Here is a 15,736-nt window from a genome sequence, read left to right on the forward strand (position 1 = left end):
ACAGAGAGGAGAAAGAAGTGAATTTCAAGTCGGAAGTGGGCGGGACCAAAGGCCGGTTGCCATGCGCAATTGTCTGGGCTGGAATCGCGATGCTATGTACCACCACTTCGGTGCTGGCCGATGAAGGTTTCAAGCACCTGAGCGGTGCTGAACTCAAGAAGGCGATCGTTGGCAAGACCATCACTGATGGCACCCACTGGTCGGACAAGTTCAAGCCCGACGGCACGGTCGAATCCGTCATGCACGGACAGGTCCTAGGCGGCCGCTGGCGCGTGCGGGGCGGCGAGTTGTGCATTGCCGATTCCAACGGCAAGGGCAAGCCCCAGGCCGAGGATTGCTTCGAAGTCTGGCGCCATGGCCACGCAATCGAATATCGGCGCAATGGAAACGGCTTTGCGCAGGGGGATTTGGTCAACAGATGACGTATCGGAGCCCACCATGTCGAATGACGCCCAGCAGCTCGCTGCAATCGTTCTCGCCTGTTCATTAGCCTTCGCGATCGCCGGCTGCAAGAAGAACCCGTTTGGCGAGCGCAGCAGCGAGGTCGTCGGTATTGCGCAAGTCCCGGCGCCAGTCAAAGCGACGATTGATCGGCAGGCGGGCGGGCGGGCGATCGGCGAAATCGAGAAGCAGACGCAGAACGGCCGGGTCCGCTACGAGGTCACGCTCGGCAGTGGAAGCGACAAGTCCACCGTGCTCATCGGCCAAGACGGTCAGCAAATCGCCGACGAAGACGATGACTGAGGCTGTACATCACGGCCTGGCATCTGCCGTGGCCGCCACCCGGGGCCGGCTCACACGCTGGCTTCTGCCGTCGGGCGTTGATGCAGGTGCCTGGTTCATCCTTGTCGGCCGGGCACTGCGCGGTTTTTGCGACGGCTACATCGCCGTGCTGTTGCCGGCATACCTGCTGGCGCTCGGGCTCACCCAGTGGGCCGTCGGGCTCGTTAGCAGCGCCACGCTGATCGGCTCGGCGCTGGCAACGATTCTGGTCGGCATGCTCGGCAGTCGCTTTGCGCCGCGCCGCCTCCTGATGCTGGCGGCCGCCTTGATGGCGGCGACCGGCGTGGGCTTTGCCGGGCTCTCCGATCTCTGGCCGCTGCTGGCCATCGCCTTTGTCGGCACGCTCAACCCCAGTTCAGGCGATGTCAGTGTGTTCCTCCCGCTGGAGCAGGCGCGTCTGGCGGAATCGGCTTTGCCCGATGCCCGTACCGCGCTCTTCGCCCGCTACAGCCTGATCGGGGCGTTTTCCGCCGCCATCGGTGCCTTGGCCGCAGCCCTGCCTGGCTGGCTCGCTACGCATAGCGGCCTGTCTTTCCTGGCGGCGATGCGAGCGATGTTCTTCGTCTACGCATTGATCGGTGTCGCACTCTGGGTGCTCTATGCGCGTCTGCCTCTGCATCAGCCGCAATCAGGCGGGGCTGCAACTCCACTGGGGCCTTCGCGCGGCATCGTGATCCGGCTGGCGCTGCTTTTCAGCGTGGATGCGTTTGCGGGCGGCCTGGTGGTCAACGCACTGCTATCGCTGTGGCTGATGCAGCGTTTTGGCCTTTCGCCCGGGGCCGCAGGCCAGTTCTTCTTCTTTGCGGGGCTGCTGACGACGGCGTCCCAGCTCGTCGCCGTGCCCCTCGCGCGCAAGATCGGCTTGCTCAACACGATGGTGTTCACGCATATCCCGTCCAGCCTCTGCCTGATCGCGGCGGCGTTCGCGCCGTCGCTGGCCTTGACCCTGGGGCTGCTGCTCGTGCGCAGCGCGCTCTCCCAAATGGATGTGCCGACCCGAACGGCCTACGTGATGGCGGTGGTGACGCCGCCCGAGCGCACCGCCGCGGCAAGCCTGACCTCGGTTCCCAGAAGCCTGGCCGCTGCCATCAGCCCGACACTGGCCAGCGCGATGCTCGCCGCCGGCTGGATTGGCGCACCGTTGGTGGCCTGCGGCGTCCTGAAAATTGTCTACGACCTCGCCATCCTGCGCGGATTTCGGCGCGTCGAACCGCTCAACTGACCGAGGCGTTTCCCCGTCCCCCCCCCAACCCTTGGAGTATGAAATGGCTTTGCGAACACCGATTGCTCTTGCCCTGGCTGCAACCGTCAGCGTCTGTGCCATCGCCCACGCGGCGTCGCCCGCGCAGCGAGCCGCCCTGGATACCGCTCGCATCGAACAGGTCACCGGCCTGAAGGGCAGCTTCTCCGAGCGGGAGAACGTCTTCAAGGTGTCGAAGCCGCGCAACGATGTCCCCATCCAAGTGGACGGCGTGGCCATGCCGCCCTTCATGGGACTGACCTCCTGGGCGGCGTTCACGCCAGCCCATGACGGCCACGCCATGCTGATGGGCGACACCGTGCTCTTCGAGGATGAGGTGAACCCGGCCATGAGCGCGGCACTCGACGCCGGGCTGGAGGTCACGGCACTGCACAACCACTTCTTCTTCGACCGGCCTCGGGTGTATTTCATGCATATCGGCGGCATGGGCGACCCGGCCGAACTCGCCGCTGGCGTAAAGAAGGTCTACGACAAAATCGCCGAGATTCGTGCGGCGAACCCAGCTCCCGGGACGGCGTTTCCCGGCAAGATCGCCAGCGAGAACAAGATCACGCCGGCGCCCTTGGACGCCATTTTTGGGACGAAGGGGCAAGCCAGCAATGGCATGTTCAAGGTCGTGATCGGTGCCAAGGGCACCATGCACGGTGTGTCCTTCGGCAATGAAATGGGGCTGAACACCTGGGCCGCGTTTGCCGGCACCGATGACGAGGCCGTGGTGGATGGTGACTTCGCGATGCGCGAAGACGAGCTGCAGCCCGTGCTGAAGTCGATGCGGGCCGATGGCATCAACATCGTGGCCATTCACCAGCACATGACGCACGAGCAGCCGCGCTACATGTTCCTGCACTACTGGGGCAAGGGCAAAGCGGTCGACCTGGCAAAGGGCGTGAAGAAAGCCCTGGACGCGCAGGCCAGCGTGCACAAATCAGTGATGCGGTGAGCGCGGGCCAGCATGTCCGGTCCCCGCGCTTGTCTGCGGTCCTCAAAACTTTGAGAGCCATGCACACCCGATCGCCGATACTCGAAGGCTGCACGTCATTCAGGTGCGTACTCGCACTTGCCACCCTCGCACTCGGTTTGGCACTTACCGTCAGTGCGGCAACGCAAAGGCCGGCCGGGACACTGCCGTTGCGACATGTGGGCGACTATCCGTTACCTGGCGCCACGACGCGCTGGGACTACCTCAGCTTGGACCCGACCAGGTCGCGGCTGTTTGTCGCCCACCTCGGGGATAGCGCGGTGGTTGTCGTGGACACCAAAACCAAAGGGGTGCTGGCCACGATCAGCAACATCCGTCATGTCCATGGCACGTTGGCCGTTCCGGAGCTCGACCGTGTGTATGCCTCCGCGACGGGGACCGACGAAATCGTGGCAATCGACGCCGCGACGCTGAGAATCGTCGCCCGTATTCCGGGAGGCATCTATCCTGACGGCGTCGCCTACGCCCCGGAACTCGGCAAGCTGTATGTTTCCGATGAGACCGGTAACACGGAAACGGTAATTGATGCCCGCACCAGCCAGCGAATAACGACGATCGCGCTGGGCGGCGCCGTTGGGAACACGCAGTATGACCCGGTTTCGAAGCACATCCTCGTCAACGTCCAGGGACGGGGGATCTTGGCCGAGATCGACCCGCGCACCGATCAAGTCGTGGATCGCATCCCATTGCCCGGTGCCGAAGGAAACCATGGGCTGCTGATCGTGCCCAAGCTGCGACTGGCGTTTATCGCGTGCGAGGGCGACAGTCGCTTGCTGGTGTTGAGCCTGAACACCAGACAGGTGGTTGCAAGCTTCGGGGTTGGACAGACGCCCGACGTCGTGGCCTACGACGCGGCGCTCGGATGGTTGTATGTCGCTAGCGAATCCGGCGTCTTGACGATCTTTAAGGGGTCGTCTCAGAAAACGGAAAATAAAGCACGCTAAGCGTGCGTGGAGGCTGGCACCCAGCGGTACAGCGTCGGAATGGACACGCCGAGGTTCTTGGCCACGTCCTTGGGCGGCACCCCGCTGGCCAGCAGCTTCTTGGCCGACTCGATCTTGCTGTCGGTCATCTTCGGCTTGCGGCCGCCTTTGCGGCCGAGCTGCTTGGCGACTTCCAGCCCGGCGCGGGTGCGCTCGACGGTCAGCTCGCGCTCCATTTCGGCAAGGCTCGCCATGACGTGGAAGAAGAACCGCCCGGATGGTGTGCCGGTGTCGATGGAGTCGGTGAGGCTCCTGAACTGGACACCGTGCTTGTGCAGATCGCCGACCAGATCGACCAGTTGCTTGACCGACCGGCCCAGCCGGTCGAGCTTCCAGACGACCAAAGTATCGCCTTCGCGCAGCATTTCGAGCGTCTTGGCCAAGCCAGGCCGGTCTGCCCGCGTGCCACTCACCTTGTCCTCGAAGACCTTTTTACATCCGGCCTTGCTCAAGGCTTCGCGTTGCAGCTCCAGGTTCTGATCCTGCGTCGAGACGCGCGCATAGCCAATCAACATGGCTTGTCTCGCGCCCGGTCGATGCGTTCCTGCATCGCCTGCATCACTTCTTCGTGGGTGTACGATCTGGCGTTGGCGTCGGTGGCTTGCCGCAGGGCTTCCTCAACCTCGCGCGTCATCCGCTCGTAATCCTCCGGCCACAGCGCTTGCTCCATGCGCAGCGACGCCTGACCCAGCAGGTGCAGCAGGCTGAACAGCCGCATGTCGTTGGTGGCGACGATGCGCTCCCGAATCTGCTCCTGAATAGCTTCGCTAGCCCGATGCGCTTGTGGTGTGGCAGTCCCCTCGTAGTCAGCGGGGAATTCCGCTTCCTCGGCAATCCTTGCCCAGGCGCTGGCCAGCGCCTCGATGGTTGACGTGCTCATTTCCGCCGCTCCTGTGCTCTTTGGCGAATCAACCGGCCAAGGGGCCTCGACGCGAAAACCAGCAGCATCACGCCTATCGGATACCAGGTCGAGAAGACCACCAAGGCATCGAAGGCTGGCCGTCCGGTGTTGGTAGGCAGTACGGCGGTCACAGCCATCAACCCGCCGACCGTCCAGATGATGCGCCACACGTAGGGCATCACGCGGGGCACGTAGCCGTCATCGAAAGCGGTCTGGTAGTAGCGGCGCAGGCCGCGCTCGGCAAGCGCCTGGCGCTGCCGCTCCGACAGCGCATCCGTCCGGCCATACCAGCGCCGGAATGGTGGACAGCGCAGCAGCAAAGGGGTGAAGAGGATCATCACCGCCACGATCGCGACACCCCACGCCATGACGGCGCCGGCATCGGGCCGCTTGGCGTTCTCGATCACGGGCGCGAAGACGCCCGGAGCACCGATCATCCAGAACAGCGCAATGTGCTGATGGAAGGAGAGCTTCATTTGCTCATCCACTTGCGCAGCAGGCGCTTTTTCAGGGAGGCGCGTTCTTGCGGGTTGCGTCCCTTGTGATTGGCGATGCGATCCGCCGTGGCGGCCTGGCGCTTGACGGGCCAGTAGGAGCGGCCATCCTTGCCCATCGACCAGACGCTGCTGGCCTGGTTTTCCAGCAGGGGCAGATGGGCGCTCAGGGCTTCGGGCGACGCGCTGGTCAGCGCCGTGCGCTCACGGGTGCGCCAGCGCTGATGCCAGAGCTTCTTGTCCTCGCGCTCGCTGCCGCAGGTCGTGTGCCCGACGATGGGTGTTTTGCGGCGGCTGCGGCTCATAACGTAGTGGTCTCCAAGAACATTCAGGACTGATCCCAGGCGTCGATGGTCAAGACCTGATCGGCAGGACAGGCGGCTACGCGGTCGGGAACTGGATGGTGTTCAGTCTCATGCCGACCCCATTCGATTGATCGCGTCGCTTGCGGCACGCTGCGACGCAAGGAGGTTTGCGACCTGGTTTAGCAGCCGTGTCCGCTGCATGTCTGTTACCTATCTCCCCGACCGCTCATTGGACCAACTCCAGAGATTGGGCTCTATCGCTCAGCCAATACGAAACCGGCATTGGCTGATGCCACAACCGAGACGAACACAAATGGCTCGGTACCTGTATTTCGCGCCCCGTGCACTTGGCCCGGTCTTGCCACGGCTATCTCACCTTCCCTGAGGGCACGAACAATCCCATTGCCCTGAAAGTAATCAGCCATTCCCGACAAAACAGTCCACGTGTCTTGGCCGTGAGGATGAATGTGAGCCGCAATTTCCTGCCCGGGATGGACATGCCAAACCACGATAATTGAGTCTCGGGTTTCAAGCACAACGGAACGAATAGGCTCGCCTTCGGACGGCTGAACATACTCGGCTACAGAAAATATTCTCGATTCAACAGTCATCGGAGATCCCTCTTTCACAGTGCCCCCAGACAGGCTGGATATGAGTTCTAACTCGAATTTGAACGGGAGGCTGGTCGTGCGGTCGTGCAGTTGCCGATGAGCGTGTCGGCTGCTGCCTCCTTGCCCACCAGCGAACTCACGTCCGTTGCGGCCATCCAGAAGGTCTTGCCCGAGCGCGGCTCATAGGTCGCGGGATCGAACACGCCAGAGGGGCCGAACATCGGCGGCTTGATTGGTCATGGCTCCATGCCTTTGTCGTTACGGTCTTCATCGTCGGCATCCTGACGCACGGCGGGCAATTGCTGGAGCAACGCCGGCAGCCATTCCTGTACCGTCTCCCACACCACATCGAGGTTGATGTCGAAATAGCCGTGAGCCATGCGATTACGCATATTGCGCATGCTGCGCCACGGCACGTCGGCATGCGCCTGGGTGAACTCGACGTAGCCATCCATCACCTTTGTGGCCGCCTCGCCGATGACGATCAGGCTCATGATGACGGCCTGCTGGGTGCGCTTGTCGGCCAAGAAGTCGTCCTTGGCCATCCCTTCCACGAAGCTGCGCGCATCGGTTGCGGCCTGCTGAATGTGGTCGAGGTAATCGGGCAGGCGGTTCTCGCTCATATCGGTTGCGCCTCCGCGAGCACCTTGGCCCGGAACTTCGGCGGCAGGTCGCCGGGAGTCAGCAGATCGACGTCAACGCCGAGCAGCGATTTCAGTTCTTCTTCCAAATCGCCCAAGTCCAACAACGTGGCACCGGGCAGCGCATCGACCAACAGGTCGAGGTCGCTGCCATCCCGGTCGGTGCCATGCAGCACCGAGCCGAAGACGCGCGGGTTCGCGGCGCGAAAGCGGCCTACCGCTTCACGCACTGCGCTTCGCTTCATGTCAAGCACAACAGACGGTCGCATGCGCATCCTTTCTTATCGAAACTCGTTGAGATGATATGCAATCAAGAATAGAATTTCAAGAACTATTTTCGAGAATCGCAATGCCTTGATTCCCGTGCCGCGCCTGTGAATTTCACCCGCTCGACGAGCGCAACACCGACGCCGCCTACGCCAAGAACCGGCGAATCGACCTCAAACTCACGAACCGCTGAGCGACGCGTCACCGCGCTGCTGCGCCAGCCAGTCGCGCGGGGCGCAGCCCATGCGCACGCGGAAGGCGCGCGCCAACGCGTTCGGGCTGCCGTAGCCGACGCGGTCGGCCACCACCGCCACCGGACGCCCCTGCTTGAGCAGGGTGCAACTGACGTTCATCCGCCAGTCGGCCAGATAGTCGCCCGGCGTGACGCCCACCGCGTCTTTGAACGCGGCGGCGAAGCGCGCGCGTGACATGCCCGCCTGCGCCGCCAGCGCCTCGAGCGACCACGCGGTCTGCGGCGCATCGTGCATGGCGGTTATGGCGCGCGCGAGTTTCGGGTCGGCCAGTCCCGCCAGCAGTCCGGTGGCGCCAAGCCGCCCATCCATCAGATAACGCAGCAACTGGATCAGTAGCAACTCGCACAAGCGGTCGATGGCGGCCTGCCGACCGCACTGGTCGCGCTCGGCTTCGGCAAACAGCAGCTCTAGCGTCGGCCCGAGGCCGGGCAAGTCCGCCAGCGGAATCAGCAGCATCGACGGCAAGGCCATGGCCAACGGATTGCCCGTCGAAGCGCCCAGATCGACCTCCGCACACAACAGCTCAGCGGTATCGCCGGGGGCGGCGACAAAACGATGCGACGCCACGCGCGGATAAAACAGCAGGCTCGGCTCGGTAACCAGCAGATCTTCATGCACGGGCGAACGCGCCGTAATCGGGCCGCGCCGCACCAGATGGATATAGCCATGCGGCGCCGCGTAATGATGCTGCTCACAGAAGGCGCCGCTGTGAAAAACGCGCGCCGAAAGCGAGTAGTGCCGGAGCAAGCCGGCCAGTCGATCCGCCATTCCACTCTCCATATAAGACGATAGGTTACGTATTTGATACTTTACGTGCCATATCGTACCAAACAAAGGGCGATCATGCCCACTTGCTCTTGCACCTCACCCACTACGGAGATAGACATGACCCAAATCGCCCCCCTGACCATCGACACCGCTGACGCCGCTACCGCTGCCACACTCAAGGCCGTCAAAGCCAAGCTCGGCATGGTGCCGAACCTGCTCGCCACGCTGGCCCACGCGCCGGCAGCGCTCAACGGCTACCTCGGCCTGTCCGAAACGCTGGGCACCGGCCGCCTGAGTGCCACCCAGCGCGAGATCGTTGCGCTGGCTGCCGGTCAAGCCAATCGCTGCCAGTACTGCCTGAGCGCACACACCCTGATCGGCAAAGGTGCCGGACTGTCGGCAGAGGCCATCGCCGCGGCCCGCACCGGCCAGGCGGCCAACGCACTTGACGATGCAATTGCCGGCTTTGCCCGCGCGCTGGTCGAGCAACGCGGCGTGGTGTCGGCCGACGCCATGGCCAACTACCGCCGCGCGGGGCTCGACGACGGCCTGATACTGGAAGTGATCGCCAACATCGCGCTGAACACGCTCACCAACTACACCAACCACATCGCCGACACCACGGTGGATTTCCCCGTGGTCGCCGTCTGATCTCCATAGGCATATAAGGAGAACACAACGAAAATCGCACTCACCGGCGCTCTGCTCGCCAGCGCCCTCGTCCTGCCACTGGCCGTCACGGCCGGCGACTTTTCGCCCTATGTGGACAGCCAGGGCGGCATCAGCCGCCCCACAGACTTCCGCACAAACTTCGTCCACCTGGGCTCATATGCGGTGTTGGACGAAAAATCCGCCTCTCGCGGCCTGCACGATGTGTACACCGAAAAGGCCTCGGCCGAGCACTACCGCAAGACCGGCAAGTTCTTGGACGGCGCCACGCTGGTGAAAGAGATCCGCAAGCTCGAAACCAGCGCCATGACCACTGGCAACCCTGTGGTCTGGGGTTCCGATGCGGCCGTGTGGTTCGTGATGGTCAAGGACGCCAAAGGCCGTTTCGCCAGCAACCCCTTGTGGGGCGACGGCTGGGGCTGGGCGCTGTTCAAGGCCGACGCCCCCGCCAAGAATGTCGCCGTCAGCTACGAAGCCGACTGCATGGGCTGCCATGTGCCGGCGGCCAAGACCGACCGCGTATTCATCCAGGGCTATCCGACACTGACCCAGCACTGACTTGCTGCCGGGTTACGCTTCGCGCAGGATGGCACCTCCGTCCTGCGCGAGCCACCCTTTCCGGAAGCGCGCCATGCCGACACTCGACGCCTTTCTGACCGACGTCCGCGCCTGCACGCGCTGCGCACCGCATCTGCCACACGGCGTGCAGCCGGTCTTCCAGTTTCACCCGAGTGCGCCCATCCTCATCGCCGGCCAAGCACCGGGGGCCCGGGTCCATGCCTCAGGCGTGCCCTTCGACGACGCCAGCGGCGCGCGTCTGCGCGCCTGGCTGGGCGTGGACCGCGACACCTTCTACGACCCTACCCGCATCGCCATTCTGCCCATGGGCTTCTGTTATCCGGGCACCGGCAAAAGCGGTGACCTGCCGCTACGCCCGGAGTGCGCCCCCCGCCTGGCGCGAAGCCTTCATGCAGCGTTTCGAGCGCCTGTCGCTGGTCATCGTGCTGGGCAGCTACGCCATGGACTACCACCTCGGTACTGGCAAGACGCCGCTCACCCGGGTGGTCGAAGCCTGGCGCGAGCACTGGCCGCAAGCGTTCCCCCTGCCTCACCCTAGCCCGCGCAACAATCGCTGGCTGGTGCGCAACCCCTGGTTCCAACAAGACGTGCTGCCCGCGCTGCAAGCACGCGTCCAGGCAGTCCTCACCGCCAACCCCAAGGAAACCCCATGACCGACGACACCGCCGCCATTACCGAGCTGCTGCACAAGTACTACGACACCCTGGCCTGGGCGAACGGAGACAGGCACCGGCTTTGGAGCGATGAACGACGGCTTCAGGTGCGGTAGCTGACGCCTGGGACCTCAATCACCGTATGACCGGGTCGAAAGCGGTCCTTTCTCTGACAACATCGCCCTAGCCCGCACTCAACCCCCACAACACATCCAGCACATGTTGCGTAGGCCGCTCGACGTCCCCACCACGGTGGGCAATACCAAGTTGACGCCACAATAAGGGCTGTAATGGCCGCATGACGATCCTGGTATCGGGCAATGGCGTGGAGGCTTCATGCGGCAACAACGTCGCACCATAACCGGCCGCCACTAGGCTTTTGATCGCATCGTTGTAGTTCAGTTGAATACGCGGCGTGGGCTGCCGTCCATCACTGGCGAACCACTCCGAGGTCAAGCGCGAAAGCCGAGTAGTTTTGTCATTCAGAATTAATGGCTGGGCGGCCAGCCAACCGGGGGTCACAACATCCGGGCATTCCCAGCGAGCCGGCAAGAAGGCCATGACCGGGTCCCGCCGCCATGGCTCGATCCGCAATTCCTTCACCGGGGTCTGTGGCAGCGCGACCAGACCGATCTCCAAAGAGCCCTCGGCAAGCTTCTTCAAAGTTTCCTGCGACGTGAGCACCGCGACCTGCACATCGATAGCGGGATGGCGTTGGCCCAACGTCTCCAAAGCTTGCGGCATCAACTGTGCGATGGCCCCTGTGGAGGCACCCAGCCGCACACGCCCGGCCAAGCCCTGCACCTGACGCTCCACGTCCTCAAGCGCCTGCTCCGCATCCGCCAACAGGCGCCGCGCGCGCTCCACCAGCGTTTCTCCAATCGCCGAAGGCTGAATGCGCCCACGTGTGCGCGACAACAGCTTTCCGCCAACCCGCGACTCCAGGTCGGCAATATGCAAACTGACCGTGGGTGGCGCGAGGTGCAGCACACGGGCCGCCTCGGCAAACGAACCCGGGGTCATGCCAAGATGAGGCCAGTTCGCTATCATAAGCCTTCAAGTAATGAAGGCGGCGCGAATCATACGTTTCAGTAATTAAGGATCACGGCGCTTTCGTCCGCTGGCCAACGCGTCCTGGTGTTGCCTTCTTCAACTCGCTCACCAGCCGGCGCGTTGTTTCCGCTTCGGTTTCGGCGCGCTCAGCCCGCCGTAGCGCCTCCTCCAGCAACGACTGGGTCTGCACCAGTTCTTCGGCCGTTTCACGCTGCCGCGTGGCGGCTCCCTCCGCCTGCTGCCGCACTGCGCCCAGTTCCATGCGCAACGTGCCGATCGCATTGGCATGTGTCACGGCGCTTTCTTGCATCGCGGTACGCGCGGCCACAACCTGCGCACGTAGCTCATCGGCCAGCTTGTCGCTTTTCTGACGGGCGGTGCGCTCCTGGTCGATCTCGCGCAACGCACGTTTCTCGTGGCTGGCGGCACGCTCTTCTGCTGCATCCGCGCGGGCCCGCTCACGATCGAGCTGCGCGCCAAATTCAACCCGAGCCTGTGTGAGCTGCTGTGCCGCCTCGTCCAACTGCCGGCGGGTCTCCTGCAGACGCGCTTCGGTTGCTGCGTGGCCCTGGCGCTCAGCAGACAGCATTTCTTGAAGCGCGGCAAGCTGCCCGCGCACCGAGTCCAGCTGTGCCTGAATGACCGCGGTCGCTTGTCGCGCGGTTTCGCTTTCCGCAGTGGCTTGGTCGCGCGCGGCTTCGGCGGCGTGCGCCTGGTGGCGCGCTTCGGCCCGCAGTGCGGCCAGTTCGGTGGCCGCCGCGGACGAGGCCGCTTGCCAGATGGCCAACACTGCCTCGGCGGCAACCTGCTTCAAGGCCTCGGGGAGATCTGGGTGGTCGATCGTCACCCGTGTTTTGTCGCGCAGGTCCTGCCAGAACCGGTTCAGCACGTGGGAAGGTGTGCTCATGCTGCCCTTGCGCACCAGACTGTAGAGCTTGTTGGCCGTCGGTGTGACGCCATAGCGGAAAAACAGCAGCGCGCAGACTTCGCGGTACAGCTCCCGCGTCTCGGTGAAACGGCCGCGCAGCGCCGCGATATCGGCCTGCAGCGCTTGGTCTTCGGCGGTGGATGCGGGGTCAAGCGTCATGACGGGCCTGGATTTCAGTTCGAATGAGTCAATAATATGCCGTAAACCGCGTGATTTCATAATTTCAAGTACAAACTTGAGACATAAGTACGCTTCTGTCTAGACTATACTGCGCACTGGCCCCGCACAATACGCCTCGCCCGAGGTGACCTCGCAGGCGGTTGATTGTCCTACGTTGAATCACTATGATTGGTTTCTAATCGACATGATTGGATGACGCCGAACCTCATGAATCTCTCCGATATGCCCTCCACCGGTACCGGCTGGGATCGCCTTGAAGCCGCCTTCAAGGAGGAGCGTCCCCTGCAGCCGATCCGCAAGATCGTCGTCAAAGGCTCGGTCGACATGGTGTTCCGGCGCGCGGACACGCCAACGCTGGTCGTTGCCGGCGAAACGGCGGATGCGGTGACCTCGGTCCGGACCGCCTACAAAGGCGACAAACTGGTGATCGAGCGCGAAGGCGTGTCGATCCGCTTCGGCAGCAGCCACATGACCTTCCACGGCACGGTCGGCTCGGTGGTCTTGGGCGACATCGTGAACGGCAAGCCCACCGGGCCGGCCATTTCCCTGCACCAGCCGCGCGCGGTGGTCGGCATCGCGCTGCCCGAGTTCCCGGCGATCAAGATCAAGGGCAGCGGCGATGTCACCTTGCTCGATCTGCAGCAAGACGCCTTGGACCTGGAAATCCCGGGTTCGGGCGATATCACCGCCAGCGGCCACGTCGCCCGCTTGCACGTGCAGGTCGTGGGCTCTGGCGATGTCGATGCCAGTGCGCTGATCGCCGAGTCGGCCGACCTGTCGGTGGCGGGTTCCGGCGACATTGACGCCTTCGTGCGGACCGAGGTGCGCGCCCGCGTGGCCGGCTCGGGTGACATCGTCGTGCGGGGCAACCCGCTGCGCTGGGACGACCACGTGGCTGGCTCCGGCACGATCAAGTTTCGTTGACGGCGGCAGGCCCAGCACTCCGCTGCATTGACCCGATTTCAGGAGGACGCCATGTCCAAAGCCGAAACCCGCGTATTGACCGCACATGTCCCAGTGCCGCTGGCCGAGAAGGTGGACCAGTTGGCCGACCGCCTCGAACGCTCGCGCGGCTGGATCATGAAACAGGCACTGTCGGCCTGGATCGCCCAGGAAGAGGAGCGCGACCGCCTCACCCGCGAGGCGCTGGCCGACGTGGACGCCGGCCGCGTCATTGGCCACCAGGCCGTGCAGGCCTGGGCGGACAGCCTGGGTGCCGGTGAGCCGGTGCCGCGCTGATGGAACTGCAGTGGACCAGCAAGGCGCAGGAAGACCTCACGCGCCTGTATGAGTTTCTCGCGCCGGTGAACAGGCCGGCCGCCGCGCGCGCGGTGCAGGCTTTGGTCAAGGCGCCAGAAATCCTGCTGACCAACCCGCGCGTGGGCGAGCAACTGTTCCAGTTCGAACCGCGCGAAGTGCGGCGCATGCTCGTCGGCCAGTATGAAATGCGCTACGAGATCCGGGGCGAGAGCATTTACCTGCTGCGGCTGTGGCACACCCGCGAAGACCGATAACAGGGAGCAAGACCATGCTGGAGTACCGACTGACGCCGAACCATGCCGGCGTCGCATTGTGGTGGGATTTCGCGGCGCTGGAGCGCCTGCACGGCTTCATCCACTACGTCGTGCAGGAAAGCGTCTACATCGAGGACAAGGAAGGCTTCGTGCTCGGCTTGGCGTACGACGTGCGCAAAGCCTATTCGGGGCAGCGCAGCGTGGACCAACGCGGCGATACCAAGGACGACCGTTGCCGTATCTACGGCGTCGAAGTCCTGTGGCCCGTACTCCTGACGCAAGTCGGGGTGCTGCGCCAGGCCATGGCCTTCATCCCGACCAACAAGCTGGACCAGTCGATCATGTTCGAGCTGGAGCACGTGGTCGAATCGGCGGTGCGCGCCGCCACGCCGGTGTTGGCCGATGAAGTCATCCACCGCACGCGGTCCGCTGCGAGCGCCACCTATGTCCACCTAGACAGCGTGCTCGATAGCCGCTGCCGGTACTTCATTGCACTGCCGCCCAAACAGCGCCTCAAGATGCTGCCCAAGGTGATGGCGACGTTCGACCCGATGTACGGGATCTTGGCCAAGTCGGATATCACGTTGCGCCCCGATGTCATCCCACCCACCGCCTTCGTCGACAGCGACGAAGACTGGCCGGACTTCGAGTGGTGAAACGCCCGCACGCTAGGACGGCGGCCCTGCATCGATGACCCATCCCGTTCCATCGTTCAACGGTCCCGCGGTGGCCATCGAGCAGTTGCGCATCCCGCCAGCGCTCTCGGGCCTTCACGGCGCCAACCGCGCACGCGAAGCGAGCCGCCAAATCACGGCGGATGACGACCTGGCCGCCGTGGCTGCGTGGCTCGCCCGCTATGCCGGCGTGCCCGGCACGGTCGCCACCTACCGCAAGGAAGCCGAACGCCTGATACTGTGGGCGATTCTCCAGCACGGCAAGCCGCTGTCTTCACTCACCCACGAGGACCTGCTGCTCTACGAGCGCTTCCTGGCCGACCCGCAGCCAGCTTGGCGTTGGGTGATGGCCTCACGCAAGAAGCTGGCGAGAAGCTCGCCCGACTGGCGCCCCTTCGCCGGTCCACTGTCGCCCACGAGCGTGCGGCATGCGATGACGATCCTCAACGCGCTCTTCGCCTGGCTGGTGCAAGCCGGATACCTCGCCGGGAATCCGCTCTCGCTCGCGCGCCGTCGCAGCGCCAAGACAGCCCCGCGCGTGACGCGCTACCTCACGCATGCGCATTGGGACATCGTCAAAGCCACGATCGAAACCCTGCCCGTCGCGACGGAACGCGACCGGCTGCACGCGGCCCGTTGCCGGTGGTTGTTCTCCGTGCTGTATTTGGCCGGCCTGCGCTTAGCGGAAATCGCCTCCACGCGCATGGGCGCCGTGTTCTCTCGCCGGGACGCGGCGGGCGTCGAGCGCTGGTGGATCGAGGTGCACGGCAAAGGCGGCAAGACGCGCCTGGTGCCCGCCACCGATGAACTGATCGCGGAGCTGGCGCGCTATCGGCGCATCTGCGGCCTGCCGCCGTCACCGCAGATCGGCGAAACACGCCCTTTGCTGCTGCCCGTGATCGGCCCGGAAAAGCCGTTATCGCGCGCGGCGATTCACCTGATCGTCAAGGAGGTGTTCAAGCTCGCGGCCGACCGCGTGCGTGCACAGGGTCCCGAGTTTGGCGCGCAGGCTGACGTGCTCGCCAGCGCATCGTCCCACTGGCTGCGCCACACGGCCGGCTCGCACATGTCCGACCAACAGGTGGACCTGCGCTTCGTGCGTGACAACTTCGGCCATGCGTCGCTCGCCACGACGAGTGTCTACCTCCACGCGGAAGATGACGCACGCCACCAGGCAACGCAAGCCAGCCACCGGCTTGGCTGGAACTGAGCGTACCCAATTCTCGATGGCATGCTCCA

The 15,736-nt window shown here is 64.0% G+C and carries 22 protein-coding genes and 2 pseudogenes; 13 read left to right on the forward strand and 11 right to left on the reverse strand.

What is annotated here, in order from left to right; translation table 11 throughout:
- The first annotated feature begins 17 nt into the window (after window positions 1–17).
- The 5 genes and pseudogenes from V6657_RS30565 to V6657_RS30585 form a co-directional block, all read left to right on the forward strand.
- Window positions 18–422, forward strand: coding sequence for a hypothetical protein (locus V6657_RS30565; protein ID WP_024542610.1), 405 nt, complete (start codon window positions 18–20; stop codon window positions 420–422).
- Between the two features lie 16 nt (window positions 423–438).
- Window positions 439–744, forward strand: coding sequence for a hypothetical protein (locus V6657_RS30570; RefSeq protein WP_024542609.1), 306 nt, complete (start codon window positions 439–441; stop codon window positions 742–744).
- Complete coding sequence (locus V6657_RS30575; RefSeq protein ID WP_029769034.1) at window positions 737–2,005, forward strand: MFS transporter; 1,269 nt, start codon at window positions 737–739, stop codon at window positions 2,003–2,005. The genes V6657_RS30570 and V6657_RS30575 overlap by 8 nt, the downstream gene beginning before the upstream one ends.
- Window positions 2,006–2,048: 43 nt before the next feature.
- Complete coding sequence (locus tag V6657_RS30580) at window positions 2,049–2,984, forward strand: DUF1259 domain-containing protein (RefSeq protein WP_024542565.1); 936 nt, start codon at window positions 2,049–2,051, stop codon at window positions 2,982–2,984.
- Window positions 2,985–3,043: 59 nt separating this feature from the next.
- Window positions 3,044–3,931, forward strand: a pseudogene (locus V6657_RS30585) (YncE family protein); the annotation flags it as partial.
- Window positions 3,932–3,963: 32 nt separating this feature from the next.
- Here the strand turns inward: V6657_RS30585 and V6657_RS30590 are convergent.
- From V6657_RS30590 to V6657_RS30630, 9 genes are all read right to left on the reverse strand, one after another.
- The gene (locus V6657_RS30590; protein WP_003100847.1) at window positions 3,964–4,521 is read right to left on the reverse strand and encodes a recombinase family protein; all 558 of its coding nucleotides are present in this window, start codon (window positions 4,519–4,521) and stop codon (window positions 3,964–3,966) included.
- Entirely contained in the window at window positions 4,515–4,886 is a 372-nt protein-coding gene (locus tag V6657_RS30595; RefSeq protein WP_003100853.1) for a hypothetical protein, read from the reverse strand. The genes V6657_RS30590 and V6657_RS30595 overlap by 7 nt, the downstream gene beginning before the upstream one ends.
- Entirely contained in the window at window positions 4,883–5,383 is a 501-nt protein-coding gene (locus V6657_RS30600; RefSeq protein WP_003100856.1) for a hypothetical protein, read from the reverse strand. The genes V6657_RS30595 and V6657_RS30600 overlap by 4 nt, the downstream gene beginning before the upstream one ends.
- A complete protein-coding gene (locus V6657_RS30605; RefSeq protein ID WP_003100858.1) occupies window positions 5,380–5,706 on the reverse strand; it encodes a hypothetical protein in 327 nt (108 codons plus the stop codon). The genes V6657_RS30600 and V6657_RS30605 overlap by 4 nt, the downstream gene beginning before the upstream one ends.
- Before the next feature lie 254 nt (window positions 5,707–5,960).
- Entirely contained in the window at window positions 5,961–6,317 is a 357-nt protein-coding gene (locus tag V6657_RS30610; RefSeq protein ID WP_003465043.1) for a cupin domain-containing protein, read from the reverse strand.
- 47 nt (window positions 6,318–6,364) lie between these two features.
- Window positions 6,365–6,538, reverse strand: coding sequence for a hypothetical protein (locus V6657_RS30615; protein ID WP_003154411.1), 174 nt, complete (start codon window positions 6,536–6,538; stop codon window positions 6,365–6,367).
- A 15-nt stretch (window positions 6,539–6,553) separates the two neighbouring features.
- Window positions 6,554–6,940: a DUF86 domain-containing protein gene (locus V6657_RS30620; protein ID WP_003100872.1), complete on the reverse strand. Its 387-nt coding sequence runs from the start codon at window positions 6,938–6,940 to the stop codon at window positions 6,554–6,556.
- On the reverse strand, window positions 6,937–7,227 hold the full coding sequence (locus tag V6657_RS30625; protein WP_001247892.1) for a nucleotidyltransferase: 291 nt from the start codon (window positions 7,225–7,227) through the stop codon (window positions 6,937–6,939). The genes V6657_RS30620 and V6657_RS30625 overlap by 4 nt, the downstream gene beginning before the upstream one ends.
- Window positions 7,228–7,404: 177 nt before the next feature.
- Window positions 7,405–8,247, reverse strand: coding sequence for an AraC family transcriptional regulator (locus V6657_RS30630; RefSeq protein WP_024542567.1), 843 nt, complete (start codon window positions 8,245–8,247; stop codon window positions 7,405–7,407).
- Between the two features lie 117 nt (window positions 8,248–8,364).
- Here V6657_RS30630 and V6657_RS30635 point away from each other — a divergent pair, with 117 nt between their 5' ends.
- The 3 genes and pseudogenes from V6657_RS30635 to V6657_RS30645 all read left to right on the forward strand — a co-directional run bounded on the left by V6657_RS30635 (window position 8,365) and on the right by V6657_RS30645 (window position 10,148).
- Entirely contained in the window at window positions 8,365–8,898 is a 534-nt protein-coding gene (locus V6657_RS30635; protein ID WP_024542568.1) for a carboxymuconolactone decarboxylase family protein, read from the forward strand.
- Window positions 8,899–9,084: 186 nt separating this feature from the next.
- A complete protein-coding gene (locus V6657_RS30640) occupies window positions 9,085–9,474 on the forward strand; it encodes a cytochrome P460 family protein (RefSeq protein WP_073665606.1) in 390 nt (129 codons plus the stop codon).
- A gap of 73 nt (window positions 9,475–9,547) precedes the next feature.
- Window positions 9,548–10,148: pseudogene (locus tag V6657_RS30645) on the forward strand (uracil-DNA glycosylase family protein).
- A gap of 183 nt (window positions 10,149–10,331) precedes the next feature.
- Here the strand turns inward: V6657_RS30645 and V6657_RS30650 are convergent.
- Both V6657_RS30650 and V6657_RS30655 read right to left on the reverse strand, forming a co-directional pair.
- Complete coding sequence (locus V6657_RS30650; protein WP_240480110.1) at window positions 10,332–11,171, reverse strand: LysR family transcriptional regulator; 840 nt, start codon at window positions 11,169–11,171, stop codon at window positions 10,332–10,334.
- Window positions 11,172–11,250: 79 nt separating this feature from the next.
- Entirely contained in the window at window positions 11,251–12,288 is a 1,038-nt protein-coding gene (locus tag V6657_RS30655) for a DNA-binding protein (protein WP_004637342.1), read from the reverse strand.
- Window positions 12,289–12,516: 228 nt separating this feature from the next.
- On the opposite strand from V6657_RS30655, the gene V6657_RS30660 reads away from it, so the two are divergent.
- From V6657_RS30660 to V6657_RS30680, 5 genes are read left to right on the forward strand one after another with little or no spacing between them, the layout of a single operon-like run.
- Window positions 12,517–13,233 carry a head GIN domain-containing protein gene (locus V6657_RS30660; RefSeq protein WP_238563858.1) on the forward strand — a complete coding sequence of 239 codons (717 nt, stop codon included), beginning with the start codon at window positions 12,517–12,519 and terminating at the stop codon, window positions 13,231–13,233.
- A 51-nt stretch (window positions 13,234–13,284) separates the two neighbouring features.
- A complete protein-coding gene (locus tag V6657_RS30665; RefSeq protein WP_004637345.1) occupies window positions 13,285–13,548 on the forward strand; it encodes a ribbon-helix-helix domain-containing protein in 264 nt (87 codons plus the stop codon).
- Window positions 13,548–13,823 carry a type II toxin-antitoxin system RelE/ParE family toxin gene (locus V6657_RS30670; protein ID WP_004637348.1) on the forward strand — a complete coding sequence of 92 codons (276 nt, stop codon included), beginning with the start codon at window positions 13,548–13,550 and terminating at the stop codon, window positions 13,821–13,823. Before V6657_RS30665 ends, V6657_RS30670 begins: the two co-directional genes overlap by 1 nt.
- 14 nt (window positions 13,824–13,837) lie before the next feature.
- Window positions 13,838–14,479 carry a hypothetical protein gene (locus V6657_RS30675; protein WP_004637349.1) on the forward strand — a complete coding sequence of 214 codons (642 nt, stop codon included), beginning with the start codon at window positions 13,838–13,840 and terminating at the stop codon, window positions 14,477–14,479.
- 34 nt (window positions 14,480–14,513) lie between these two features.
- Window positions 14,514–15,707, forward strand: a complete 1,194-nt coding sequence (locus V6657_RS30680) for a tyrosine-type recombinase/integrase (protein WP_004637351.1) — start codon at window positions 14,514–14,516, stop codon at window positions 15,705–15,707.
- The last annotated feature ends 29 nt before the right edge of the window (window positions 15,708–15,736 follow it).

The organism is Ralstonia sp. RRA (genome assembly GCF_037023145.1).
Taxonomy (GTDB): Bacteria; Pseudomonadota; Gammaproteobacteria; order Burkholderiales; family Burkholderiaceae; genus Ralstonia.